General features: G+C 63.0%; 18 protein-coding genes and 1 pseudogene. 12 read left to right on the top strand and 7 right to left on the bottom strand.

Features of this window, described 5'->3' with window-relative positions; genetic code table 11:
• The first annotated feature begins 396 nt into the window (after window positions 1-396).
• From Q376_RS24515 to Q376_RS23185, 3 genes and pseudogenes are all read left to right on the top strand, one after another.
• Entirely contained in the window at window positions 397-744 is a 348-nt protein-coding gene (locus Q376_RS24515; RefSeq protein WP_043448443.1) for a superinfection immunity protein, read from the top strand.
• 74 nt (window positions 745-818) lie between these two features.
• Window positions 819-1,801 (top strand): annotated as a pseudogene (locus Q376_RS24510) (IS3 family transposase).
• 250 nt (window positions 1,802-2,051) lie between these two features.
• Window positions 2,052-2,573 carry a PIN domain-containing protein gene (locus Q376_RS23185; protein ID WP_211266707.1) on the top strand — a complete coding sequence of 174 codons (522 nt, stop codon included), beginning with the start codon at window positions 2,052-2,054 and terminating at the stop codon, window positions 2,571-2,573.
• 1,102 nt (window positions 2,574-3,675) lie between these two features.
• Here Q376_RS23185 and Q376_RS24505 read toward each other — a convergent pair.
• Complete coding sequence (locus tag Q376_RS24505) at window positions 3,676-4,854, bottom strand: ATP-binding protein (protein WP_081803624.1); 1,179 nt, start codon at window positions 4,852-4,854, stop codon at window positions 3,676-3,678.
• Between the two features lie 435 nt (window positions 4,855-5,289).
• Here Q376_RS24505 and Q376_RS0116850 point away from each other — a divergent pair, with 435 nt between their 5' ends.
• From Q376_RS0116850 to Q376_RS0116835, 4 genes are read left to right on the top strand one after another with little or no spacing between them, the layout of a single operon-like run.
• Window positions 5,290-5,526: a heavy-metal-associated domain-containing protein gene (locus Q376_RS0116850; protein WP_027351300.1), complete on the top strand. Its 237-nt coding sequence runs from the start codon at window positions 5,290-5,292 to the stop codon at window positions 5,524-5,526.
• On the top strand, window positions 5,523-7,652 hold the full coding sequence (locus Q376_RS0116845; protein WP_211266706.1) for a heavy metal translocating P-type ATPase: 2,130 nt from the start codon (window positions 5,523-5,525) through the stop codon (window positions 7,650-7,652). Before Q376_RS0116850 ends, Q376_RS0116845 begins: the two co-directional genes overlap by 4 nt.
• Window positions 7,645-8,088 carry a disulfide bond formation protein B gene (locus tag Q376_RS0116840; RefSeq protein WP_027351298.1) on the top strand — a complete coding sequence of 148 codons (444 nt, stop codon included), beginning with the start codon at window positions 7,645-7,647 and terminating at the stop codon, window positions 8,086-8,088. Before Q376_RS0116845 ends, Q376_RS0116840 begins: the two co-directional genes overlap by 8 nt.
• Window positions 8,085-8,744, top strand: a complete 660-nt coding sequence (locus Q376_RS0116835; RefSeq protein ID WP_027351297.1) for a DsbA family protein — start codon at window positions 8,085-8,087, stop codon at window positions 8,742-8,744. The genes Q376_RS0116840 and Q376_RS0116835 overlap by 4 nt, the downstream gene beginning before the upstream one ends.
• Before the next feature lie 144 nt (window positions 8,745-8,888).
• Here the strand turns inward: Q376_RS0116835 and Q376_RS0116830 are convergent, their stop codons facing one another.
• On the bottom strand, window positions 8,889-9,755 hold the full coding sequence (locus Q376_RS0116830; RefSeq protein WP_027351296.1) for a pirin family protein: 867 nt from the start codon (window positions 9,753-9,755) through the stop codon (window positions 8,889-8,891).
• A 120-nt stretch (window positions 9,756-9,875) separates the two neighbouring features.
• Here Q376_RS0116830 and Q376_RS0116825 point away from each other — a divergent pair, with 120 nt between their 5' ends.
• Window positions 9,876-10,781, top strand: coding sequence for a LysR family transcriptional regulator (locus Q376_RS0116825; protein WP_027351295.1), 906 nt, complete (start codon window positions 9,876-9,878; stop codon window positions 10,779-10,781).
• 33 nt (window positions 10,782-10,814) lie between these two features.
• On the opposite strand, the gene Q376_RS0116820 is transcribed toward Q376_RS0116825, so the two are convergent.
• A complete protein-coding gene (locus Q376_RS0116820) occupies window positions 10,815-10,994 on the bottom strand; it encodes a hypothetical protein (RefSeq protein WP_027351294.1) in 180 nt (59 codons plus the stop codon).
• Window positions 10,995-11,441: 447 nt separating this feature from the next.
• On the bottom strand, window positions 11,442-12,296 hold the full coding sequence (locus Q376_RS0116815) for a formate/nitrite transporter family protein (RefSeq protein WP_027351293.1): 855 nt from the start codon (window positions 12,294-12,296) through the stop codon (window positions 11,442-11,444).
• A gap of 639 nt (window positions 12,297-12,935) precedes the next feature.
• On the opposite strand from Q376_RS0116815, the gene Q376_RS0116810 reads away from it, so the two are divergent.
• Window positions 12,936-13,262 (top strand): hypothetical protein, encoded by a 327-nt coding sequence (locus tag Q376_RS0116810; RefSeq protein ID WP_027351292.1) that lies wholly within the window; start codon window positions 12,936-12,938, stop codon window positions 13,260-13,262.
• Between the two features lie 98 nt (window positions 13,263-13,360).
• Window positions 13,361-13,726: a hypothetical protein gene (locus Q376_RS0116805; RefSeq protein WP_155834398.1), complete on the top strand. Its 366-nt coding sequence runs from the start codon at window positions 13,361-13,363 to the stop codon at window positions 13,724-13,726.
• An 88-nt stretch (window positions 13,727-13,814) separates the two neighbouring features.
• On the opposite strand, the gene Q376_RS0116800 is transcribed toward Q376_RS0116805, so the two are convergent.
• On the bottom strand, window positions 13,815-22,394 hold the full coding sequence (locus Q376_RS0116800; RefSeq protein ID WP_052365465.1) for a glycoside hydrolase family 94 protein: 8,580 nt from the start codon (window positions 22,392-22,394) through the stop codon (window positions 13,815-13,817).
• A 598-nt stretch (window positions 22,395-22,992) separates the two neighbouring features.
• Here Q376_RS0116800 and Q376_RS24985 point away from each other — a divergent pair.
• The gene (locus Q376_RS24985) at window positions 22,993-23,169 is read left to right on the top strand and encodes a hypothetical protein (RefSeq protein WP_155834397.1); all 177 of its coding nucleotides are present in this window, start codon (window positions 22,993-22,995) and stop codon (window positions 23,167-23,169) included.
• Window positions 23,170-23,632: 463 nt separating this feature from the next.
• Here Q376_RS24985 and Q376_RS0116790 read toward each other — a convergent pair whose 3' ends face one another.
• Together Q376_RS0116790 and Q376_RS24980 are read right to left on the bottom strand one after the other, a co-directional pair.
• A complete protein-coding gene (locus Q376_RS0116790) occupies window positions 23,633-23,833 on the bottom strand; it encodes a hypothetical protein (RefSeq protein ID WP_027351289.1) in 201 nt (66 codons plus the stop codon).
• A 365-nt stretch (window positions 23,834-24,198) separates the two neighbouring features.
• Entirely contained in the window at window positions 24,199-24,363 is a 165-nt protein-coding gene (locus Q376_RS24980) for a hypothetical protein (RefSeq protein ID WP_155834396.1), read from the bottom strand.
• A 240-nt stretch (window positions 24,364-24,603) separates the two neighbouring features.
• On the opposite strand from Q376_RS24980, the gene Q376_RS0116780 reads away from it, so the two are divergent.
• Window positions 24,604-24,843, top strand: coding sequence for a hypothetical protein (locus Q376_RS0116780; protein ID WP_027351288.1), 240 nt, complete (start codon window positions 24,604-24,606; stop codon window positions 24,841-24,843).
• The last annotated feature ends 10 nt before the right edge of the window (window positions 24,844-24,853 follow it).

The following is a 24,853-nucleotide window of genomic DNA, read 5'->3' as shown; positions in this document are numbered from 1 at the left end:
TGGCTGGAGATTCAAACACACAATTTAGAATGCTCTGTCAGGAGATATTGTCGTGAAAAATCTCGTTTCTCCGAGGAAAAAATTGCTTGCTCTCAGGAACACTTGCCGTTGCAGGCGATGACGCCCTGGCAGTCCGTTTCATTCATCATGGCGGCTCATTCACTTCTTCCGTCGTCGTGAGACTTCTGGCATTTGCAGGTAATGTCGACCTTCCGTGAGGGAGTTTCAGGAGCTCAGTGGATGGCTGCGCCCAGCTCCGACTCATCTACCCCAGCGCCGCATGACCGGCGATAGCCGGTAGCGCCCGCAGCCGGCTCCCGCTACCCTGACTATAATAAGGCGTCCCAGGCACCGGGAAGACGATGGATGCTCGAATGGTCCGCAAGAGGATAGGGGATGGAAGTGGTATTCATGGTCGGATCACTGGTGTTTTACTTTGTCCCCGCGCTTATAGCGATGGCAAGAAAGCACGCCAGCCAGAACGCGATATTCTTGCTCAATCTGTTTGGGGGATGGACGTTACTGGGTTGGTTCGCTGCTCTGGTATGGGCCTGTACGCACCCAATCCCAGGTCGGGGGGCGGTCTCCGCGGCACTGCCGGAGAAAAGTCGCGCTGATCAATTGGAAAAGCTGGCCGGTCTCCGAGAAAAAGGTGTACTGACTGAAGATGAGTTCCAGTCAGAGAAGCATCGGCTGCTTTCTGATCAATCAGGAACAACAGTGGAAGGGCATCGACGACAATGAGCTTTCGAAGTGTAGTGGTCTAATGAAACCGGACACCCATTGAGGCGAGAATGCTCGCTATAGAGAGGTGTCTGATGGTCAAGCAACGCCGTTCCTTTACGCCTGAGTTCAAGCGCGAGGCTGCCAGCCTGGTGCTCGATCAGGGCTACAGCCACATCGAAGTAGCTCACTCGCTTGGGTTGGTCGAATCAGCCCTGGGATTACCCCAGCCAGCAAGGCACTGACATCCGAGCAGCAAAAAATCCAGGAACTGGAAGCCCGGATCAATCGGCTGGAATGGGTAAAATCGACCCTAGAAAAAGCTACCGCCCTCTTGATGGCTGAGGAGCACGAGCGCTCGCGTTAATCGATCAACTTCGCTCCGGCGAGCCTGTTGATCTGTTGTGCTCGGTATACGAAGTTTCCCGATCCTGCTATTACGCGCACTGCCGCAAGCGCCGGTCTCCGGACATTGAGCGGCTGCTCTGCGCGTTCGTGTAAACGAGCTGTTTACCCAGAGCCGCAGCTCCGCCGGTAGCCGAAGCATCATGTGCATGATGCCGAGCTGGAGTGGGAGTTCACCTTTTCGGCGCCGAACGAAGTCTGGTGCGGCGACATCACGTACGTCTGGGCCCAAGGTTGTTGGTATTATGTGGCGGCGGTGATCGACCTGTTTGCTCGCCGAGTGTGGGATGGGCATTTTCATCGCGGCCCGATGCAGACCTGGTGATCAAAGCCCTGGATATGGCGCATGAGCAGCGTGGCCGTATTCCACAGCGACCGAGGTAGCCAATATGGCAGCCGCAGCTTCCGTTAGCGCCTGTGGCGATAGCGTTTCGAGCAAAGCATGAGCCGCCGCGGAAACTGCCACGACAACGCACCAATGGAACGGCTGTTTCGCAGCTTGAAAACGGAGTGGGTGCCCACCGTGGGCTACATGAGTGCGTCGTTGGCCCAGCAAGACATCGGTCGGTTCCTGATGCAGCGGTACAACTGGCAGCGACCGCATCAGTTCAACGATGGGCTACCGCCTGCGGTGGCCGAGGAAAAGCTTAACGCAGTGTCCGGGATCAGTTGACCACTACAGATACCTGGCCATAGGGTCTCCTCTGATTTTCAAATCTCAATTTCGACGGTGAGAAAAACTGACTCGATCGCGCGGTTGGCAGTGGGTCGCCCCAGTGCTTTCGATCACTCCAGTGGCTAATCGTTGACGTGGGCGGCGTCAGTCGATACGCTTGACCCATCACGCCCCTGGCAGTAAGCCTTCCCAACGTATCGAGGGAGGAGCTGAGCCCTGGGGCGTTTTTGTTTCTGGAGAATGAGCTTTGGCGACAGCAATCCTTGTCGATGGCGGGTACTTCATCAAACGCTTTAGGCGCATCGAGCCAGATAACGCCTACGACGGCAAGCGGGCGGCAGAATGCCTGTTCCGGTGGTCAGTAAGCCACTTGAGCGAAAAGAGGCGTGACAAGAGCCATCCACGCCGGGAGCTTTACCGGATTTTTGTCTACGACTGTCCTCCCTACACAGGCAAGCAGCACAATCCCATTAGTAAGCAGCCCATCGATTTCTCCCGAACGGACGAGTCACGGTTTCGCAACGAATTCCATGAATCTCTACTCAGCAAGCGCAAGCTGGCACTTCGGTTAGGCCATTTGTCTCCCGATGTGAAGTGGACGATAAAACCACATAAAATCATTGAGTTGCTGAAAGGAAAGATATCGATCGATGACCTGCAGCCTGATGACGTGAAGATCGATGCGCGCCAGAAGGGAGTGGATATGCGTATAGGCGTGGATGTGACGTCGCTCACGCAAAAAAATGTCAGGTCGATCAAATTATCCTAATGGCGGGAGATGCCGACTTCGTCCCGGCTGCCAAGATCGCTCGGCGAGAAGGTATCGATTTTGTTCTCGACCCGATGTGGCAGAGTATTCCCAAGGGGCTCCATGAGCATATCGACGGACTGCGGACCACATGTCCCAGGGTGAAACGGCAGCCCTAGCGAGCGCCAGAATGTAGCGTCAGCGTATGCGAAACTTTACTATGCCAACAAATGCATATATTTATCAATTTGTTGAGGGGTAGGTGCGGTTCCTATTACTGCAGCGCCCCATCTTCCAAGGCCTCCCCAGGTGTCGTCACCAAACCTGCGGAGGCCTTGTCGTGTCAGGGCTAATTACGAGTCGCAGCAATTCTCGAAACGAGATGCCGCTGCAGAGCGGTCTTGGAATCGCCGAAAGTATCCCAAAACCACATGGATGCGCTGGGACACGATCCATTACCTTCAGCGGGAATGGGTTCGACCTGGGTGAGCAGGCAGCAAGAACCCGCCACCTGGGCGGGCTTATGAAATTCCGTGCCTATCTGTCACAGGCACAACCGGGCGGTCTGTGGCAGGTGTAGTTTCGACTTATACAGCTGTTGCCGCACGCCTTTCCTGTGCTGCACATCCTGCAGCACGACTGGGCAACCAGCAGCGCACCCTCCGCCTCCTGGATCTCTGGACAGCCTCCATCGAACTGGATTTCTTGGACGAACGAGAAGGGGAGTGATGATGGGACGGCGTCAATGTCCTGAATCGGCGAAGCGGTGGGAAGTGCGGCAAGCGCGCTCAAGGAGAGGAGCGCTGCGAAGAGCACTGTCAGTATTCTAGTTATCATGATTGTCCCTATGGCAGGAGGCTGCTCTGGCGGCAGCCGAGCTTACAACATAGCAACAAAAGGAGTGGGGTGGGACGATATAAAGGTCTTGGGGAACTGTGCCGCAAACGACTGCGTTCCATGCGAGTCGATAAATGTTTCTTCGCGGCTTCAATCTTGAAGTCTTCACCGTCTGTCGCCATGAAAAACATCCCTAAGGTCGGACTTGCTTCGTCCGACCTTTGTGGTGCAGTTCATGCGGCGGGCTGGATGGAATTCCGCAAGTGGAACGCAAGCATTAATTCCACTACTCAGTGGGCATGATCCGCATCATGAATTCATCGAACAAGGGTACTGTGAATGCGGTGTCGCCGTGGCTGGGGCTCCATACCATGCCCTTCGAAATCAGATTATTTCTTGTGGGCCCGAGCGACGTAACCTTAACGTTTAATTGGCTGGCTATATCTCCCGAGCGGTGTGGTCCTGGCCCAAGCTCGGCCATTGCTCGCATGTAGCGTTTTTCTGCAGGCGTAAGTCGGTCAAATCTCACCCGGAAAAAGCTCTCATCTAGTGCTGCTAGCGCAGTGACAGTCGCAGACTGTACATCTTTCGCTGTTATTGGAGATTCCTCAGCGACATCCCAAGCGTGCTTTCCCCATTCCTGGAGAAAATAGGGGTACCCGTGGGTATGTTCTACAATTCTTTCAATAGCTTCGGCCTCAAACTCGACCCCCTCTTCAATAGCAGGCTTCGAGATGGCCACTCCGGCTGATTCAGAATCTAGCGGGCCAATCATTGGGAAGTCAAAAAGCCGTTCGGCATATGATTTTGCGTTTCCTGCTCGCGCAAGAAGCTGAGGAAGTCCGGCGCCGATGACGGTGAGTGGTAGCTCTTTCTGGTTACATCGATGCAGCGCAGAAATCAGTGCCCCAAACTGTAGTTCCTCTATGTATTGCATCTCGTCGATGAAAATAACTAGAGCAGTTTCAGCACTTTTGGCTGCTTGACCACAGGTTTCGAGAAGATCCGATAAGTCAGATTCTAAATCACCATTATCTGCCAAGCCTGGAATGGCCTCCGCATCAATCCCAACTTGAATGTCCTTATATGTAACTTTCATAGCGGAAACGAATCCAGCCAAGGCCTGAAGACCACGCTTGGCCAAGTCTTTAGCTGATTCGACCCGGCTGAGGCTGAGTAGAGCCACACGCAGCTGTGGCGATAGGATCGCAGGTAGGGAGCGATCTTCGGGGGCCTCTATGCGGATAGTTCTGGCGCCTATCGCTTCAACGTCTTTGCGCATCTGATCCAGCAGCACGGTTTTCCCAACCCCACGCAGCCCTACCATCAAGACACTTTTATCTGACCTCCCTCTAATCAGCCTTGCAATACATGTGGTTACTCGCCTTCTGATCTCGTCGCGGCCAGCCAGCTCTGGTGGCCTCGTGCCAGCGCCAGGGGCGTAAGGGTTAGTGACTGGATCCATGAATACCTCCAGTTTGAGCAATTTTAGGGAATTTATCATAAAAAGATAAATTGACTAAAATTGGCCAAAAAGGCCATGTGGTTGCACCAGCCTCGGTCCTCGCTTTTAACCCCTTTTCTTCCTATGGCACGTACCTAGCGGTCTTCACGTCGCTCCGCTTTTCCCATCCATACTTATCCCCGCGATCTCTTGGTCGTCCATGTCGGGCCTCTACGAGACCTGATCGAGCAGCTCTGCCGTAGCCTTGGCAGTTTGCCCCGGGGCTTGGGTCTGCCTGGGTCATCCTAGGGGCTAGGGGCTAGGGGCTAGGGGCTAGGGGCTAGGGGCTTGGGCGCAAGCCAAAAATATCGCTTGAACCTGTACCTGCTATAGGTTTTACGCTCCGGTCATAAGTAGTGGCTGCTGAGGCCTTCACCCCTGTTCAGGAGTACTGCCATGACTCAGAACTCGAACCTGCGAAGCATCACCCTGCCGGTCATTGGCATGGACTGCGGTGGCTGCGCGCGGGGCGTGGACAAGGCGGTGCGTGCGCTGTCCGGTGTCGATGACGTGCAGGTCTCGCTCGACCCCGCCCAGGTCGTGGTGCGGATAGATCCGGCCCTGGTCAGCCGCGAGGCGTTGGTCACGGCGATCGAGGATGCTGGGTTCGACGTGCCTGCATCGCAGCCGTGATCCAGACCCTGGAGCTGCCGGTGGCGGGCATGGACTGTGCGGCGTGTGCGCGAAAGGCCCAGCGTGCGCTGATGAAGGTGCCTGGTGTGCAGAGCGCCGATGTGCTGCTCAACGCTGAGAAGGCGGTCATCCTGTTCGATACCGGCCTGGCGTCTGCCGATGCGCTGCGCGCGACGATCGAGAGGGTCGGCTTCTCGGTCCCGCTGCCGGTGCCGGCCGTGGATGAGGCCGATGCGCCGCCACGCTATGTGCTGGAAGCCAAGTCGCTGCAGCGGCAGCTGTTGACCACGCTGGGCATTCTGTTCGGTGCCATCCTGTTCGTGGTGGTGATCGGCGAGGGCCTCGGGGTGTTCGACCAGCTCACCGCGCGGGTGCCTTGGTGGGCTGGCGTGCTGGCGGTGCTGGCCTTCGGCTATCCGATCTTCGCGAGTGTGCTGCGCAGCGCGCTGCGAGGTGAGGTGACCAGCCACACTTTGATGACGGTAGGTACGATCGCTGCGCTGGCCATCGGCCAGTGGGCCACTGCCGCGATCGTTGTGTTCTTCATGCGCGTTGGTGAGTTCACCGAGCGCTTCACGAGCGAGCGTGCTCGCCGGTTGCTCAAGGAGCTGACGGCGCTGGCACCGCAGACCGCCCGCGTGCTGCGCGATGGCGTCGAGCGCGAAGTCGCCGTCGAGACCGTCTCGCCGGGCGAGGTGGTCATCGTGCGCCCAGGTGAGCGTGTACCTGTGGATGGTGTGGTGCTGGAGGGCCAGGCGACCTTCGACCAGGCCGCGATCACTGGCGAAAGCATGCCGGTGGAGGCCGAGCCTGGAGACGCGGTCTATGCGGCGACCCTGGCCAAGCTTGGCCACGTCAAGCTGCGCGCCGAGCGTATCGGCCGCGACACCACCTTCGGGCGCGCGGTGCAGCTGGTCGAGGATGCCGAGGCCAATTGTGGCAAGGTCCAGCGGGTGGCCGACCGTTTCAGCGCTTGGTACCTGCCGGTGGTCGCTTCCATCGCCATGCTGACCTGGCTGCTCAGCGGCAACCTCCTGGCCACCGTGGCGGTGCTGGTGGTGGCCTGCTCGTGCTCGTTCGCGCTGGCCACGCCGATCGCGATGATGGCCTCGGTCGGTGCCGCTGCGCGCCAGGGCCTGCTGATCAAGGGCGGCAGGGTCATCGAGGCCCTGGTGGGCTGCAACGTGATGCTGGTGGACAAGACCGGCACGCTGACCACGGGGCGTCCGCGCATCACCGATGTGGTGCCGCTTGGCGAGTGGGAGGAGGCTGCGCTGCTACGCCTGGCGGCCACGGCCGAACGCCATTCGGAGCATCCGCTTGCCGAGGCGGTACGGCGGCTGGCCGAGGAGCGGGCCATGGCGCTGGGTGATGAACCCGCACGCTTCGAGTCGTTGCCCGGGCGCGGCGTGCGCGCGGTGATCGAGGGGCGGACGGTCGAGATCGGCAACCGCCGCATGCTGCCCGCGGGAGCCGAGGTCGGCGCGGTCGCAGGCATCGCCGAGCGGCTCGAAGCCGAGGGCAAGAGTTTGCTGTTCATAGTGGTGGATGGGCAGCTGGCCGGGCTGTTCGCTGCGCAGGACACGCTGCGTGCGGAGGTGGCCGATGCGCTGGCTGCCGTGCGGGCCGCGGGCATCGGCCGTATCGAGCTTCTGACCGGCGACAACGAGCGTACCGCCGCTGCTCTCGCCGCGCCGCTGGGCCTGGGCTATCGTGCGGGTTTGCTGCCGGAGGACAAGATCCGCATCGTGCGCGAGCTGCAGCAGCAGGGCCATCGCGTGGTGATGGTCGGCGACGGGGTCAACGACGCGCCGGCGCTGGCCCAGGCCAACGTGGGCATTGCCATGGGAGGCGGTACCGACGTCGCTATGGAGGCCGCTCACATCGTGTTGATGCGCGAGGACTGGCGGCTCGTCGCCGAGTCGGTCCTCATCGCGCGGCGTACCATGGGGGTGGTGCGCACCAACATAGGCTTCACCGCGCTGTACAATCTCGTGGGCCTGTCGCTCGCGGCCTTCGGCCTGCTGCCGCCTATCTATGCGGCGGCGCTGCAGTCGATCCCAGATATCGGCATCCTGGCCAACTCGTCCAGGTTGATCCGCAACCGGAAGCTCGCCAATGACTGATGCCGCGGTACCGGATCGCACGAAGGGCGGCTGGGCGCTGCTGTTCGCCGCCTGGCTCGTCGCACTGGGGGCTTCCCTGGCAGTGCTCTTCGTCGGCGAGGTGATGGGCCAGGCGCCGTGCAACCTGTGCTGGTTCCAGCGCGCCTTCATGTTCCCACTGGCCATCGTGTTGGGCGTGGCCTGCCTGCGCGCCGACTTGTCGAGCTGGCGCTATGCGTTGCCGCTGGCCGTCGCTGGCCTGCTGGTGGCGGGTTTCCACAGCCTGCTCTACCTGGGGCTGATCCCTGAGCGCATCACGCCTTGCAGCCAGGGCGTATCCTGTACCAGTGCCGATATGACCATCCTGAGCGGCCTGCCGCTGCCCCTGCTGGCGCTGGCCGCCTTCGGCGCCATCGTCGTACTGCTTTTATTCATCCGTTCCAGGACTCCCGCATGACCCGACGTACCAAGATCGTCATCGCCACTGCCTTCGTCGCTGCGGTGGTCTTCACCGTGGCCGCCGTTCTCTATGAGCGCAACAGCCGGCAGCAGGCCGCCGACCAGGCTGCCGCCCAGCTCGATGTCATGGTCCGGGACCATTCGCCGGTCATCGGGCCCGCCACTGCGGCGGTCACCATCGTTGAATTCTTCGATCCAGCCTGCGAGGCGTGCCGGGCCTTCTACCCCTACGTCAAGCAGATCCTCGCCGCCCATCCGCGCGAGGCGCGCCTGGTGATCCGGTACACGCCATTTCATCGCGAGGCCTCGATCGTGGGGGTGCAGGTCATGGAGGCGGCGCGGGACCAGGGTCGCTTCGAACCCGTGCTCGAGGCGCTGCTCGAAACGCAGCCGGTCTGGGCCAGCCATGAGGCGCCGGCGACGGAACGTGCCTGGGAGTTCGCCGAGGCCGCCGGGCTGGATCGGCAGCGTGCCCGCAGCTACATCGCTTCAGGTGCGGTGGACAAGGTGCTCGAACAGGATGTCGCCGACCTGCAGGCCGTCGGCGTGCGGGGAACACCTACGTTCTTCGTCAACGGTAAGCCGCTGGCCGAGCTGAACCCTCGGTCGCTGTTCGAACTGGTGAAGAGCGAGGCCGAGCTCGCCCGCGATTAGCCGCGCGTCTTGGCCGTGCTTTGGTCCCGCCTGGGCCGGGACTGTCGCCTGGTCAGATCGGGTCTTTTCGATGGAGCTGCACGAAGGGTTTGCATCGGTGAAAGGTTGGCCTGGCGGTTCTCGTCCGCTAGGCCAACCGGGTTGTCAGGCGCTTATCTGGCCGAAGCGTCCGTTGGTGAAATCGCGTGCGGCCTGGACGATTTCTTCGCTGCTGTTCATCACGAACGGGCCGCGTCCGACGATCGGTTCATCGATCGGCTCGCCGCTGAGCAACAGCACCGTAGCGCCGTTGTTGGCTTCGAGCTCGATGTCGCGACCCGCGCGGTCGAACTGTACCAGCTGGCCATCCCGCGCGATCTCGACGCCGTTGACCAGCACCGTGCCATGCAGCACCACCAGCGCCAGCGTGTGGCCCTCGGCGATCTCGAAGCGGGTGTTGGCCCCCGGATTCAGCCGCAGGTCCCACACATCCATCGGGGTGCGGGTCCGGGCGGGGCCGCTCGCATCCTTGTAGCGTCCGGCGATCACGCGCACCTTGCCACCGTCGTCCGGCAGGTCGACCGAGGGGATCTCTGCATTGCGCAGGGTCTGGTAGCCGGGGGCGGCCATCTTTTCCCTGGCCGGCAGATTGACCCACAGCTGCACCATCTCCAGCACTCCACCTTGCTCGGTGAAGGCGGGGGAGTGGAACTCCTCGTGCAGGATGCCGCCGGCGGCGGTCATCCACTGCACATCGCCCGGCCCGATCGTTCCTCCCGCGCCGGTGGAGTCCCGGTGCGCCACTTCACCCTGATAGACGATGGTCACCGTCTCGAAGCCGCGGTGAGGGTGCTGGCCGACGCCGCGTGGGCGCGAGGCGGGTTCGAACCTCACCGGACCCGCGTAGTCGAGCAGCAAGAAAGGGCTCAGGTGGCGGCCCAGGCCTTCGTAATCGAACAGCGAGCGAACCGGGAATCCGTCTCCGACCCAGTGCGGGTTGGGAGCGGTGTAGACGCCGAGAATCTTTTTCATCATGGGGCTCCTATCGCCTGAGGCATCGCTGCCTCGATACGTGTCGACTATAGAGGCGCGACGATGGGGCGAGTAGATGGCAATATTTGCCTTCAGCGTTCCATAGGATGAACGATCTCCATGCGAGACTTGAACGACCTCTATTACTTCGTCCAGGTGGTGGAGCAGCGCGGCTTCGCTCCCGCGGGGCGCTTTCTAGGCGTGCCGAAGTCGAAATTGAGCCGTCGTATCGCGCTGCTGGAAGAGAGCCTGGGAGTCCGGTTGATCCAGCGTTCGTCCCGACGTTTCACCGTCACCGATATAGGCCTGACCTATTATCGGCATTGCAAGGCCATGCTGATCGAGGCGGAGGCGGCGGAAGACGCCGTGGCAATGACGCATGTCGAACCCTGTGGGACGGTGAGGGCGACTTGCCCCGTGGCCATGCTCGGGACCCGGGTCGGAGAAATGATCGCGGCATTCATGATCCGATATCCCCGTGTCCAGCTGCAGATCGAAGCCACCAATCGTCGCGTGGACGTGATCGGCGAGGGTATCGATGTTGCGATTCGGGTACGGCCGCCGCCTTTGGAAGATAGTGAGCTGGTGATGCGCGTGCTGTCGGATCGCAGTCAGTGCCTCGTCGCGAGTCCTGCCCTGCTTGGCGACGAGCGGACGTTGCGCTCGCCCGCGGATCTGTCCGGCTTGCCGAGTCTCGATCTCGGCAGCTCTCATGGTGAGCATGCCTGGCGGCTGCTCGGCCCCGATGGCGCCGAGGCGGTGGTCAATCACCAGCCGCGCCTGATCACTCGCAGCATGCTGGCGCTGCGTACGGCGGCGGTTCACGGCGTCGGCGTCGTCCAGTTGCCGACGATGATGGTGAGCGATGAGCTGGCCGCTGGACGACTGGTCAAGATCATCCCCGATTGGGCGCCACGCAAGGAGATCGTGCACGCGGTTTTCGCTTCGAGGCGAGGGCAGCTGCCGGCGGTCAGGGCCTTGATCGACTTTCTTGTCAGCGGGTTCGACCGCCTGGAGGAAGATTGAGGGCGTTGGTCACCGTGGTCTACGTAGGAGCGGTCAAGCTACCCGGCGCGGGGGGAGTTTCACCGCTTGGGTGCGTAGAGGCAGGAGGGTCAGGCTGACGGGAGCGAGGATCAACAGCGCCGCCTTGAGCAGTCCAAGGTTCAGCAAGCAGGAAAGTATCCCGGTGATCGCGCCAGCAAAGAACGCCATTATCAGGACGAGAGTAGTCAGCATAGGATTCGGATCCTTACAAGCACCTTCGTGCATCATGACGCACATGAATGCCTTGGGACATTCCGTGGGACATAACCACTCAATACTGAGGCAGGGACGAATACCGCTGGACGGCTGGGATGCGAAGTTCGGCGAAGAAGGCCTGGCACCGGTGGTGCGATTTCATTGCGGCAATTTCAGGATTCTGACGAGGGGTTGCGGCGTAAGGAGGTGAGGTCGGCGTCCTTGCCGGTTGCCACTCCCTATGTGTTCGATATTAGCGACGAATTTCGTTATCCCACGATAACAAAAGACAAGAATGCACCAATGGGTAATGTGAAACGTATCGTGGAGGCAAGCCTGCCCTCGACTCCCGCCCCCTTCGATCCCTCGATGTCGCTTCGCTGCTCTCGGGACGAACGGGTAGGAGGCGCCGAGGCGTGATCCCTCGGCGGGCGCTTTCGCCGGTTACTTCGACACCAGCTCGGTCTGGTGCGCGCGTTGATGCTGCTCGGCCAGGGGCTCGCTTTGGGGCGTGTGGCGCTGAGCGGATGCTGTCTCACCAGGGCGGTAGGCGACGAAATACGCCAAACCGACGAAGATCGCACCACCCACGGCATTGCCGAGGAAAACGGCAATGAAGTTCGGCACGTATTCGGCCCAGGTCATCTCACCGGCGAAGATCGCGGCCGGTATGATGAACATGTTGGCGACGACGTGCTGGAAGCCGATGGCGACGAAGGCCATGACCGGGAACCACATGCCCAGTATCTTGCCGGCGACGTCCTTGCTGGCATAGGCCAGCCATACGCCCAGGCAGACCAGCCAGTTGCAGCCGATCGCCGAGACGAAGGCGTGGGAGAAGTCGGCGTTGACCTTCGCCTCGGCGATACCGACGGTGGTCGAGAGGAAGGCGCCTTCGGTCAGGCCGAGGTAATGGCCGAAGCCCCAGGCGATCGCCACGCTGCCGAGGAAGTTGGCGAAGGTCACGATGGCCCAGTTCCGCAGCAGTCCCGCCACGCCGATTTTCTTCGAGAACAGCGCCATCGGCAGCGTCATCATGTTGCCGGTGAGCAGCTCACCGCCGGCCAGGATGGTCAGTATCAGTCCGATCGGGAACACCGATGCGCCGATGAAGCTCTTGAACGAGCCCCACTCGTCCGGCATCGTGCCGGTGATGCGGATATCGAGCAGAAAGCCGATGGCGATGAAGGCTCCGGCGAGAAAACCAAGGATCAGCAGCGAGCCCAGCGGCGTCTGGTCTTTCTTGACGCCGGCCGCTATCGCGATCCCGGCCGTTTCCTGAGGCGTGTTAAATGACATGGTCCATTCTCTGGTTGCGCTCACAGCCGGGCCCTTACGCAAGAGCCGAGGGGCAGGGGCGAGGTTGGCGGCGCAGCTGAAGGACGTGACGAGGCGCGCTCCAGGCGTGGTTGGGCCGCTCGGAGCGCGCAGCCCGTCTCCCAACGGGTGGCACCCTCCGAGGGTCGGTTCTCGCCGGAGGCGATGACGCTTCATTCTTCAGGCTGCGTCAAGATGTCGCACGATGTTACGACTTTCGTCGACCGCTCGCTAGAGAAACGTTGCCATCCCGGTCGGTTCGACGGGCCCACGCCTGCCGCGGCGCGTTGAAGCCTTTCCTGCGATGGTTCATCTGAAAAGCGCCTGCATTGATGCGAGTCAGGCGCTGGTTCGAGCGGTTTCAGGGATCCCTGTGGAGCATTATGAATAGTGTTGTTTTTCAACTGTGTATGGAGAAATAAAAGATTAAAAAACAAGTTGGCATGGATAAGATTGCTAGTCTACTAACGGAAGCCTATGCTCGACCTGTCAGGGTGGAAAATATCCGAAGTTTCGCTCGGGTCTCTGCCTCTCCCATGAGGGCCATGGACGGTGTTTCAGAAGAATATTCAAAAAGTCCCATTCGCAAGAACTGTCCATCGAATCAATAGGAGGTGAACCATGAAATCGTCGAAGCAAAGCGTATACGTTCACCAGCATGATTCCGGACTGCCTGCCTACACCAAGCTCCTGGTCCATGAAGATCGCCGGCAGGTTCAGGATCAACGCCCGGCGCAGACAGTGGAAGAGACCGCCGGCGACCTGGGCGGCGAGGATGGATGGGCGGGCGAGGGCGCTACACCGCCCGCCGCTCGGGACGATGCGAGCGGCCCGAAAGATGATCCCGACATGCAGGGTGGGGGCACGCTGATCAACGTGAGGCGTTATCCCAGGGACGCCGGCATGTATGAAGGCGTGAGGTTCGTGAATGGAAAGGTAATATCGTGACAGCGTGCTGGATTTCCTCTCCTCAGCGTTTCGACTGAATATCGATGGCTGCCGAGAATCCAACATTCATTGTGTAATGAATGCTCGACGAGGCCACCATGAAGAAACCGACCGAATATCTTGCCGATAGAATATTGAATCTCGCATATACGGCTTATCCTGATGAAGCCAGCATGGATATATTGTCGCAATTCTACGATAAAGCACTGGTCGTAAGATCGGCACGCTATCTGGAAGATAAAAGACTCATCTTCGCTACTTATCGCCGGCGTGTCGGCAATAATCACGACAGCTGCTATGGCGCGCGTTTGACCACGATGGGTTATCAGCACCTCAGCCAGTTCACCTTGCAACCCCCTTCATCGGCGCCCGCCGGTGCTGCTGACTTGGTCTTCACCCAGAGCCTGTCCGGGTTCGAGCGCTCCCCTTTCATTCATCCGCGGGGCAAGACGCTGGAGATTTGATTTTCCCCAGCGGATGACGGCGACGCTCTGCGCTTCACTTCGATCTCATGGGCACGGGCCTCGCGCCCGTGCCTTTGCATGCCATCGATCATTCGCTCTCTTCGGGCAGCAAGATGACGAGCCGATGATCGCCGCCATCCAGCGGCGCGCTGACCTTTCCATGCACGCAGGCTATCGACTGCCCATCGAGCTGGGCCGAGTGGCGTGCATCGTTTTTTTGTCGCGACACCTCCACCTCATAGCCGGTCGAGGCGATTCGCAGGGTAGCGGTGAATCCTGGCCAGGTCGGCGGTATGCAAGGGGCGACCACCAGCCGATCGCCTTTACGGTGGATGCCGAGGATGCCCTCTATACCTGCGCGATACATCCAGCCGGCGGCGCCGGTGTACCAGGTCCAGCCGCCGCGGCCGACGTGCGGGGCGACGGCGTAGACGTCGGCGGCGATGACGTAGGGCTCGACCTTGTAGCGCTCGGTCGCCTCCGGGGTCAGGGCGTGGTTGATCGGGTTGAGCAGCGAGAACAGCTCGCTGGCCTTGGCGGCTTCGCCGAGGCGGCAATAGGCCAGCACCGCCCATATCGCGGCGTGGGTATATTGGCCGCCGTTCTCGCGTAGCCCCGGCGGATAGCCCTTGATGTAGCCGGGGTCGAGCATGGTGGCGTCGAACGGTGGAGTGAAGAGCAGTGCGACACCGTCATCGTGGCGCACCAGGTGCCTGCCGACCGAGGCCATCGCTTCTCGAGCACGTCCGGGGTCGGCGGCTCCCGACAGCACCGCCCAGCTCTGGGCGATCGAATCGATCCGGCACTCTTCGCTTGCCGCTGAGCCGAACCAGCGTCCGTCATCGAAGGTGCCGCGGCGGTACCACTCGCCGTCCCAGCCCCGACGCTCGATCGCCTCGCGCACTGTATTCGCATGGCTCTTCCAGCGGGACGCGCGCGCGGGGTCGCGAACCTCCGCATAGGGAAGCAGGAGCTCGATGGCGGTGATCAGCAGCCAGCCCAGCCACACGCTCTCGCCCTTTCCGCCCACGCCGACCCGGTTCATGCTGTCGTTCCAATCGCCGGTGCCGATCAGCGGTATCCGGTTTTGGCCGGTGAGCGCGATGCTCTGGTCCAGTGCCCGTGCGCAATGCTCGAACAGCGAAGCGGACTGCTCGGCTATGGTCGGTTGGAAGAACGCCTCATGTTCGTCTTCGCCCAGCTCCGGCCCGTCCAGGAACGCAAGCGTCTCGTCCAGGATTGCGACATCATCGGTGCAGCCGATGTAGCTGGCGGTGGCGAACGCGAGCCAGACCCGGTCGTCGGAGATCCGCGTACGCACGCCTTGGCCCGAATGGGGCAGCCACCAGTGCTGTACGTCGCCCTCGGGGAACTGCCGCGAGGCTGCGCGCAGGATGTGGGCCCGTGCCTGCTCTGGCTCGGCGAGCATCAGCGACATGCGATCCTGCAACTGATCGCGAAAACCATAGGCGCCACTGGCCTGGTAGAAGGCCGAGCGCGCAGTCAGCCGGCAGGCCCTGGTCTGGTAGGGCAGCCAACCGTTGAGCAGGATGTCCATCGCTCGGTCGGGTGTCTGCACCTGTGTCGTGGCGAACAGCCGCCGCCAGTCGGCACCGACCTCTTCGAGCGACGCATCGAGGTCCGCCTCGCGATAGCGCAGGATGAGAGCGCGGGCCTCGTCGGCCGAGTCGGATTGGCCGAGCAGCGAGACCACCTCGACGCTCTCGCCGACCTCGAGCTCGATCACGCACTGCAGTACCGCGCAGGGGTCGAGGCCGGCGCCGAGCGCGCCGGAGAGCGGGGCGGTGCCGAGCAGCGCCGCGGGCGCGTCGGGGCCGCCGTTGCGGCCGAGAAACTCGGTGCGATCGGCGGTCCAGCTCGACTGCCGTCCGCCGAGATCGGCGAAGGCGACCCGTGACGAGAACGGAATACTCCATCGGTTGCGCGCCAAGAGCGCCCCGGTGGACGCTTCGCGCTCGGTGACGACGAACGGTGCCGAGGCGCCGGACGAAGCCCCCAGCAGCCACTGCGCGTAGCTCGTGACCGAGATCCGGCGCCGCGTCGATGACAGGTTGCGCAGCGTCAGCCGCGAGACCTTGATCGGGTCGTGCAGCGGCACGAACTGCAAGAGCGTAGAGCCGATGCCATGGGCCTCATGCTCGAAGCAGCTGTAGCCGAAGCCATGACGGGCGACATGGACACCCCTGTCGCGGATCGGCCGCGCAGTCGCACACCAAAGCGTCCGGTCGTGTTCGTCGCGCAGATAGAGCGCCTCGCCGGCTGGGTCCTCGACCGGGTCGTTGGACCAGGGCGTCAGCTGGTTTTCGCGGCTGCTCTCGGCCCAGGTGTAGCCGCTGCCCTCCGCCGAGACCTGAAAGCCGAAGCCTGGGTTGGCGATCACGTTGATCCACGGCGCGGGGGTGGTGCGGCCATCGGTGAGGATGGTGACGTACTCGAGGCCGTTGCGGTCGAAGCCGCCGAGGCCGTTGAAGAACTCGAGGGCTTGGGAGTGCGCCGCCGGCCGCTGCCGTGTCGGCTCGGGCTTCGGCTTGCAGCGTGGCACCGGCGGCCGCCGCCTGGGCGGAGTCACGATCCGCAGCAGCTGGTCGCCGATCGGACCGCTTCTCGCCATCAGCGAGACCCTGGCGCAGGCGCGTAGCTGCGCCTGGAAGGCCGCGCTGAGCATGTCGGCGCGCAGCGCGTGGACTTCGCCCCGGGCCAGGGGCTCCTCGACGCGGGGCCGCGACTGGCTGCGACGCACCGCGACCTCGATCGCGATCTGCAACTCCTGCATGTAGGAGGAGGTGCGCTCGTTGACGATCACCAGGTCGACGTCGAGGCGCTTCATCCGCCAGTACTCATGCGCGCGCAGGAGCTGGCGCACCTGGGCGATGTCTTCGATGTCGTCGATATGCAGCAGTACGATGGGCAGGTCGCCGGAGATGCCGTGGGCCCAGAGCGCGGACTGTTCGGCGATGCCCAGGGCGATGGTCGCCGCGGGCGCACGGAAGCGCGCGTCGGGATATACGATCGGCGCCGCCAAGCGCTGGAAGTCGGCCGCTTCCTCCGAATCGATGTCCAGGTGGCGCAGCTGCACCTGCGCCTGGGTCCAGGCCAGGGTCCTGGCTCGGGCGAAGGCGCCGCGGTCGTGGTGCTTGTCGATCAACCCCAGCAGTTCTTCCCGGGTCGATGCGACCACGGTCCAGAACGAAATCCTGGCCACCTTGCCGGGGGGAATCTCGATGCGCCGGCGCAGCGAGAAGATCGGATCGAGCACGGTGCCGACGGTGCCCGACAGGGGTTGTCCTTCGACGATCGCCAGCGCGCTGGAGAGGCCGCGACCCCGGCCGATGAAGCGCCGTCGGTCGGATTCATACTGCGGCGGTGCGCTCGGCTTGCCCTCCATCACGGCGAAGTGGCCCGCCCAGACGCGCTGCTCGTTGGCGGCGCGCGGGCGTCGGGTGGCGATCAGCGCACCGCTGTCGGCGAGATGCTCGGTCTCGACGAACATCTTCGAGAACGCCGGGTGGGCGGCGTCGGCGCTAGGCAAGGCGAGCACCACCTCGGCGTAGGAGGTCAGTTCGAGTTCGCGGGAGTGCCGACCGGTGTTGGTCACCGACAGTCGGCGTACCTCGGCATCATCCTCGCCCGAGACCATCACCTCGAGCACCGTGGTCAAGCCATGGGCCCGGTGTTCGAAGCTCGCCTGGTCCTCGGCGAAGACCACCTTCCGCTGGGCTTTGTCGCGGCCCCAGACGTGACCGCCGGCCGACCAGACGCGCTGTTCGCGGATATCGCGCAGGAAGACGAAGGTGCCGAGCTCATCGCGGGTAGGATCCTCTCGCCAGCGGGTCACTGCCAGCTCCCGCCAGCGGCTGTAGCCCGCGCTGGTACTGGTCAGCATCACCGCGTAGCGGCCGTTGGAGAGTAGGTGGGTGAGCGGCGCCCCCGGGACCGGCGCGACATGGCGACGTACCACCGGCGTGTCCTGCCCGGCTGCGCCGGCGGAGATCTCCAGCGCCTCGGCCCGCGCCCGTTCGATCACCACTTCCCGTGGCACCCGCTCCTGCAGCAGCAGTTCGGTGGCCTGGATCATCGGTTCGCGGTGGAAGCGGTCCCGCATCCGCCCGCCGTCGAGGGCGTTGGCGATGGCGACGATGGTCATCCCCTGGTGGTGGGCCATGAAGCTGCCGACGATCGCGGCCTTTTCTCCTTCGGGCACCCGCGTGCGGGTGAAGTCGAGGGCTTCGAAGAAGCCGTAGCGGCCGAGCGCGCCGAGGGCGGCGAGGCGCTGGTAGTTGCGGTGCGCGCCGCGCGGGTCGACCATCGTCGCCAGCCCGGTCGCGTAGGGGGCGATCACCAGGTTGTCCGAGAGCCCCCGATTGAGGCCGAGCGAGGGAACGCCGAAGTTCGAGTATTGATAGGTGAACTCGATATCGCGGGCGTTGTAGGCCGACTCCGAGATTCCCCATGGCACCCCGTGGGCATGGCCGTACTGCTCCTGGCGGCTGACCATCCAGCGGTTGCTCTGTTCGAGCAGGCTGCCGAGCGAGTCGCGCAGCACGAGCGATGGCATCAGGTATTCGAACATCGAGCCCGACCACGAGATCAGCGCCACGCCGCCGCCGATCGGAATCGACCGGCGGCCGAGGCGGAACCAGTGCCGGGTCGGCGCATCGCCTTTGGCGATGGCGAACAGGCTGGCGAGCCGGGCCTCGGAGGCCAGGAGATCGTAGCGGCTGGGGTCGAGCTCGTCGCTGGCGACCGAGTAGCCGATCGAGAACAGCTCCCGCTCGGTATCGAACAGGAAGGCGAAGTCCATTTCCAGCGCGAAGGCACGCGCGGTGTCGGCGAGCTTGGCCAGGCGCCGCTCCAGCGCCGTGGGTGGGTCAAAGCAGTGATGGTGGTCGCGCTCTCGTTCGATCAGTCGCCGTCGCAGCGCCTCGACCCAGAAGCAAACGTCGTCGGCTGCGCCAGCGGTGACGCAGGCCGCCAATCGATGGGCCGCCTCGCAAGCGCTATCGGCCCGCTGCGCCATGAGCGGCCAGGAGGTCTGGTCGTCGGTTGGCAGCTGTTCCAGGTCGAGTTCGAACGCATCGAGCGCTGCGACCAGGCGGGCTTCGGCTGCGCTGCGAAGCTCGCCGTCGATCTCGTCTGCGCCATGGTTCGTGGCGGCCTGCGCAGGCAGGCTCGCGCGGGCCAGTGCCGAGGCGTCCTCCAGGGCACGATGGATCTCATCCGGCGGTATCGGGCGGTGCCATTCGGTGCAGGCATTGGCCAGCGCGATCAGGTGGCCGGCGAGGTTGCCGCTATCGACGGTCGACACGTAGGCAGGGGCGAGCGGCGCCAGGGTGCGGGTCTCGTACCAATTGAACAGATGCCCCCGGTGACGGGCCAGTCCGTGCAGGGTGTCGAAGGTCTTCTCGATCCGCTCGATGGTCTCGAGGGTCCCGCTCCAGCCATAGTCCCGCGCGGTGATGGCGGAGAGCAGGTAGAGCCCGATGTTGGTCGGCGAGGTGCGATGGGCGACTACCGCCTTGGGCATCTGCTGGAAATTGTCCGGCGGCAGGTTGTGGCTTTCGGCGGTGACGAAGGTCTCGAAGTAGCGCCAGGTGCGGCGTGCGATGCGACGCAGGTCGCGTCTCACTAGTGGCGATACCTCGAGCTCTCTGCGTCGCGCCGGCGTACGGCTGGCCCACCAGGCCGCGGCCGGGGCGATCAGCCAGCCGAGCAGGAAGGGTAGCGCCAGCGGCCAGCTACTCGGCGTCCAGGCGAATGCCACTACCGTGATCGAGAGTCCCACCGCCACGCCACCGGCCATTTGCCGGTACTGCTCGACCAGGTTCGGGCGCGCCCGGCTCTGGGTATGCGCCGAGGTGGTCCATTCGAGCAGGTGGGCATGGGTCACGAACAGGCGGATCAGGGTGCGCACGATGGCATCCATCGCTCGCCAGGCGCGATCGGCGAGCAGGATCGCCGAGAGCAGCGCGCGCAGCGCGGCGAGGCCGAGCTCGCCACCGAGGATGGTGAGATGGTGGCGAATGCTCGCGGCGGTGCGCGGCGGCATCACCGCGGAGAGGCTGGGCAGGGCGATGGGAATCAAGATCGCCGCGAGCAGCCAGGCCACGCCCAGCGCCGCTGCCGGCAGCGGCAGCAGCCAGCTCAGGCCCAGACAGGCCAGCATCAGCGGGGCGATCAGTGAGCGGCGCAGATTGTCGAGCATCTTCCAGCGGCCGATCGGTGCCAATCCACGACCGAAGGCCCAGGGCAGCAGCTGCCAGTCGCCGCGGATCCAGCGGTGCTGGCGCTTGGCATCGACGTCGTAGCGCGACGGGAATGCTTCGACCAGCTCTACGTCCGAGGCGATCCCGGCGCGGGCGAAGATACCTTCGAACAGATCATGGCTGAGCAGCGTGTTGTCCGGCACGCGTCCGTGGAGCGCGGCCTCCACCGCATCGACGTCGTAGATGCCCTTGCCGATGAACGAGCCTTCGCCGAACAGATCCTGATAGACGTCCGAGATCGCCGAGGCGTAAGGGTCCATGCCGCCGGGGGCGGAGAACACGCGCTGGTAGACGGAGCCTTGGCTTGCATCGGTCAGCTCGGGGGTAACGCGTGGCTGGAGAATCGCATAGCCACGATCGATCCGCTGGCGATCCTGGCTGAATCGCGGGCGATTGAGCGGATGCGCCATTTTGCCGATCAGCCGCTGTGCGGCATCTCTCGGCAGGCGGGTGTCGACGTCGAGGGTGATGACGAAGCGTACGCCAGAAGGCAGGCGCTCATCGTTGGCGGCATCCAGGACGAAGGAGGTGTCGGTGGCGCCGCGCAGCAGTCGGTTGAGCTCGTGCAGCTTGCCGCGCTTGCGTTCCCAGCCCATCCAGCGCTGTTCGCTCGGATTGAAGATGCGTCGGCGGCGCAGCAGCAGGAACCGCCTGCCGCTGGGGCCAGGGCCGTGAAGGAGATTGAGCCGCCGGATCTCATCGACCGCGGTGGCGAGGATGGTGCTTTCGTCCTCGAGCGTCTCGCGGTCCGCATCGGTGCCATCGACCAGCAGGGCGTAGTAGAGCTCGCCGCCGGCGCTCGCGAGATGGTGCACCTCCAGGCGGCCGACCTGTTCGAGCAGATCGGCGCTGGTGGTCAGAAGGGTCGGCACCGCCACCAGGGTGCGCAGCTGCGGCGGTATCCCGTCCTTCAGTTCGAGTTCTGGCAGCGCGCGGTGGGCGAGGCCGGAGGCGACCGCGCGGTTGACGACCGCTGTCGCCACTTCGCTCGCCGGCAGCAGGCCGAGCAGCGCGAACGGCAGCCACCAGGCAGGACCTACCCCCAGCGCCGAGAGTCCCCATACCGCGAGCCCTACCCACGCCAAGGTGAGCAGTGCCAGTGCGCCGACGTAGCCGGTTATCCCCAGGCTCAGTGCCAGTCGCCGAACGCGCAGGTACAGCGGCGGGCTGAAGCCGATACGCTGTTCCAGCGCTTGGCGTCCTTCGGCGAGCAGATGGTAGCCGGGGTCGCTCTGCGCTGGGTCGTCGTCGGCCTGGCGCTGGGTGGCCTGCAGCACCTGCTCGACGATCTCCAGTTCGCTGCGGGCCGAGCCGCGGGCCAGCGATTCGATCGCGCCGCGGTAGGTATCACGGGTGGGAAAGTCCATTTCGGCAAAACCGCCGTGGCCGCGCAGTCGTGCATCCACCAGGCTCATACGCTCGAACAGGGCGGACCAGTCGACGCCCGATATCGCACGCATGCTGGTGATCACGTTGCGCACGCTGACGTAGGAAGCGCCCAGGCGCTGCTGGGCATGCTGCACTGCGAGCTCGACCGAACTGCCCTGGCGGCCGAGCCGTTCGTCGAGCCAGCCGAGCGCGGGTATCTCGTTGGGATCCTGGCCGCGCAAGCGCTTGGCGAGCTGGGCGGCGAACCGCTCCGACAGCCGTCTCCCTTCATGGAGGGAGATTTCCTGCGCGAACGCGGCGCTCGCCTGTGCCGGGTCCAGCAGTCGGTCGGCCAGGGCATCGGCGGCGGCGCGCGCTTTCCTGCCGGAGGTGATCTGGTCGGCTAGCCGGCGCAGGTTCTCGAGCAGCACGATGCGCAGCGTGATCGCTAGCGCCCAGAGTTCGCCGATGGTCAACGGCACTTCCCGCTGGTAGGCGGCGACGAAGCGAGTCAGCGCCTCGGGGTCGAACTGGCTGTCGGTGTGGGCGACGAACGCCCAGGCGATGCCGAACACGCGCGGATAGCCGATGAAGGGGCCTTCCGCCAGCTTGGGCAGCTGTCGATAGTAGCCAGGGGGGAGGTCGGCGCGGACCTCGTTGATCTGCGCTTCTATCAGGGAGAAGTTGTCGAGCAGCCATTTCGCGGCGGGAGCGATGGTCCGGCCTTGCTGGACCTCGGTGGCACTGGCGCGGTAGGTGGATAGCAGTTGGCTGGCATTGTCTTCCAGGCGCGCTTGCAACGGCAGCACTGGTGGGGGCCTTGCCATCACCGATTGGGCGATGGCAAGGCTCTGGCCGTGCTGTTCGAGGCGCTCGGTGCTGAACAGCTCCTCTCGAATCGGCGCCTCGTCGTTCCATGGCGGCTTGGTCGATGCTGGGCGCCGCCTTTGGTTCCCCTCTCCCCAGCTTTTGCGCTGCCAGGCCCTGACGGTGGCGGTCAACGAGAAACGATCCATATAGCGGTCACCTATGGCTGAGCGGAGATAAGGAGAATCGAGGCGGGATCGTGGGAGGGCTTCGCGATCGTTGGCCGCTGTGCGCGGCGCCTTGGCGGCTGGTGATCCTTTCCGCTGGATCGCTTTCAGTCTGGTCAATGCCACCGCCGCCCGCCAGCGGATCCATGGAGACCGGCCGGGCATGCGTTGTTTTCACTGCATATTCTTTTGCTATGCTTTGGTCGCACTCGCCCATGGAGTTGGTATGGAGAGCAAGGGCCGGATGAGCGTGCCCGCTTCGAGCTATGAGGGGTGTAATGAAACGTGCGGGCCTGGAGCGATGGCCAGCGAAAGGGAGGTGGTAGAGGTGTGCCGGCGCATCAGGAGGGCATGAAAAGCTGCCTCCAGGTTCCTCTCATCTAATCGGGATTACAATCAAAAAGCGCCCGGCTTCATTGGCCAGGCTTTTTTGCGCTGCGATCCTCAGTGACCTGGCGTGAGTGTCCAGCAAGGCAGGAAAACCCCGGAGCAGATGGCTGAGCCGCCTCCGATAGTCCTAGCTGCATGGCGCAATGATCCGCTCCCCGTTACTCTGGAGCAAATCTACGAGGAGGAGTCGATGAAGAAACTCACGGCATACGCGTCGGTCGCCCTGGTCGCAGCGCTGGCCAGCCTGCTGATTCAGGGCTTCGTCGAGCTCACTTTCCTGCCGCGCTTCGTGCTCACCTTCGGCGTCATTGGGCTGTCTTGCTACATTTCCTATAGCCTGCTTCGCGTCCGCCCGGGCAATCGCTGATCCGGGTTTCCTGCGCGGTCGATGATGCCAGGATGTCGCCCGGTGGCGTCGTGCATTCAGTTAGAAACCCTGTCGGCGATGCCCGTGCTTCAGGCCAGCTCCCCCTTTCAAGATCGATCGCCGTGCCGACGATACGCACGTGCCGATTCTCGCTCGATGATGGCGATGAAGTCGAAATGGAGAGGTTAACGCAGTGGGAAAAGTAGAGACGACGGGTGGGCGCGCAGAAGTGCGAGATAGCGGTGAAAGTGCAGTGCGTGGAGACATGCGAGGAGAAGATTGGGGGGCATCCCTGCCCGCTGTTGCTCCCTGGAGGCACCCTATCAGAACCTGAAGTTTGAGCAACGCTCAAGAGGGCTGCGTGCACTAAAATACACGTTTTTTACATCGTGAAACGCCGGCGCGAATACCGTGCGCCGGCGCCTTTTCATACCAATGACTTAAAAATTTTCAACGAAGCGTTTCAGTGCAATGAGCCCGGGTTGGTTTCCTCCAGGGTCTTGCGCAGCGCGGCCTTCAATCCCTGGATCATGCCTTCCGCCTGCTGCGCGGATAGGGCAAGGAGAATGGGACCAGCACCAAGATCGAACTTCAGGGCTACGGTACCAAAGTCGGTGGAGCCAACGTCCCAGGTGCCGACGGGATGCAGGTTTTCATTCGGCATGGCTGCAATCTCCTATCGTTGGAAAACTTCGGATTTGCGACAAGCCCTGCACATATTCGACGCCATACCGATGGACGCCGAGCCTCGTTTCATCAACTGATGCGACGACGAAAGTATGGGCGGGGCGGCATTGACTGTCCAGCATGTTGCTTTCGGTCCATAAGGAGGGGGCCGTCGTCGAACTGACGCCCGGGCGAAAATGACCCCGGCGCGAGAATGGGCTGGCTGGGCTGGAGCGGGCAGGGCCTTAGCGAATCGCGTGCGCTGGACGCTTGTGGGACGATCCGCTCAAAGGGGCGATCGATAGCCCCCGGAAGCGATGGCACGCTGGTGAAGTCATCCAGCCGCGTGAAAGAAAGCGGTACTCAAAGAGGATTTTCCTGCTCATAGTCCGCACAGGCGCGTTCGGCCTCATCGCGGCTATCGAATTCACCGATCACTACCTCTCCATCGCCCTCTACGGCGATCGCGATGAAAGTGGGCGAGCCGGGGTGCAGCTCGTTGGGATCGATCCTGGTTCTCTGCGTCATGTTCAGTGTCTCCCTTGGGGGTTCGAGATGAGCCCATCGGCCTGGGCGTGCTGTGCGGAATTCATGGCTACTCTCTTGAGGGTAGGACGGCTGGCTCACTGATGCTAAGTTCGCGCGATCCCCGGTGGATTCGCTGGAGCAGAGCGGCCGCGATGAAAAGGCCATAATGGCCGGTCTTCCGGCTTTGTGATGGGGCGGGTGGCATCGGCGGTGGGCCGTTCGTCTCGACAGGAGCAGTCGATGATTCTTCCGCGTACTTTGAACGTCATCGTCGCCATGCTGCTACTGGGCGGCTGCGCCGCGCTCGATCGCGGCGACGGTTCGTTCGGCGCCAATACCGGGTCGTACTGGGTCGGTGCGACCAACTATCGCGACTTCCGCGCTCGGGCCGAGGCGCTGTGTCCCGAGGGCTACCATGTGAGCAGCCGGGACCGCGATGGTCCCTTCGACTGGAACGCACATATCCAATGCAAGCGCTGAAGGATCGGTG

It is taken from the genome of Halotalea alkalilenta DSM 17697 (assembly GCF_000621205.1).
GTDB lineage: Bacteria > Pseudomonadota > Gammaproteobacteria > Pseudomonadales > Halomonadaceae > Halotalea > Halotalea alkalilenta.
Note: the sequence above shows the minus strand (reverse complement) of the source record. Positions and strands in the feature narration are given on the sequence as shown.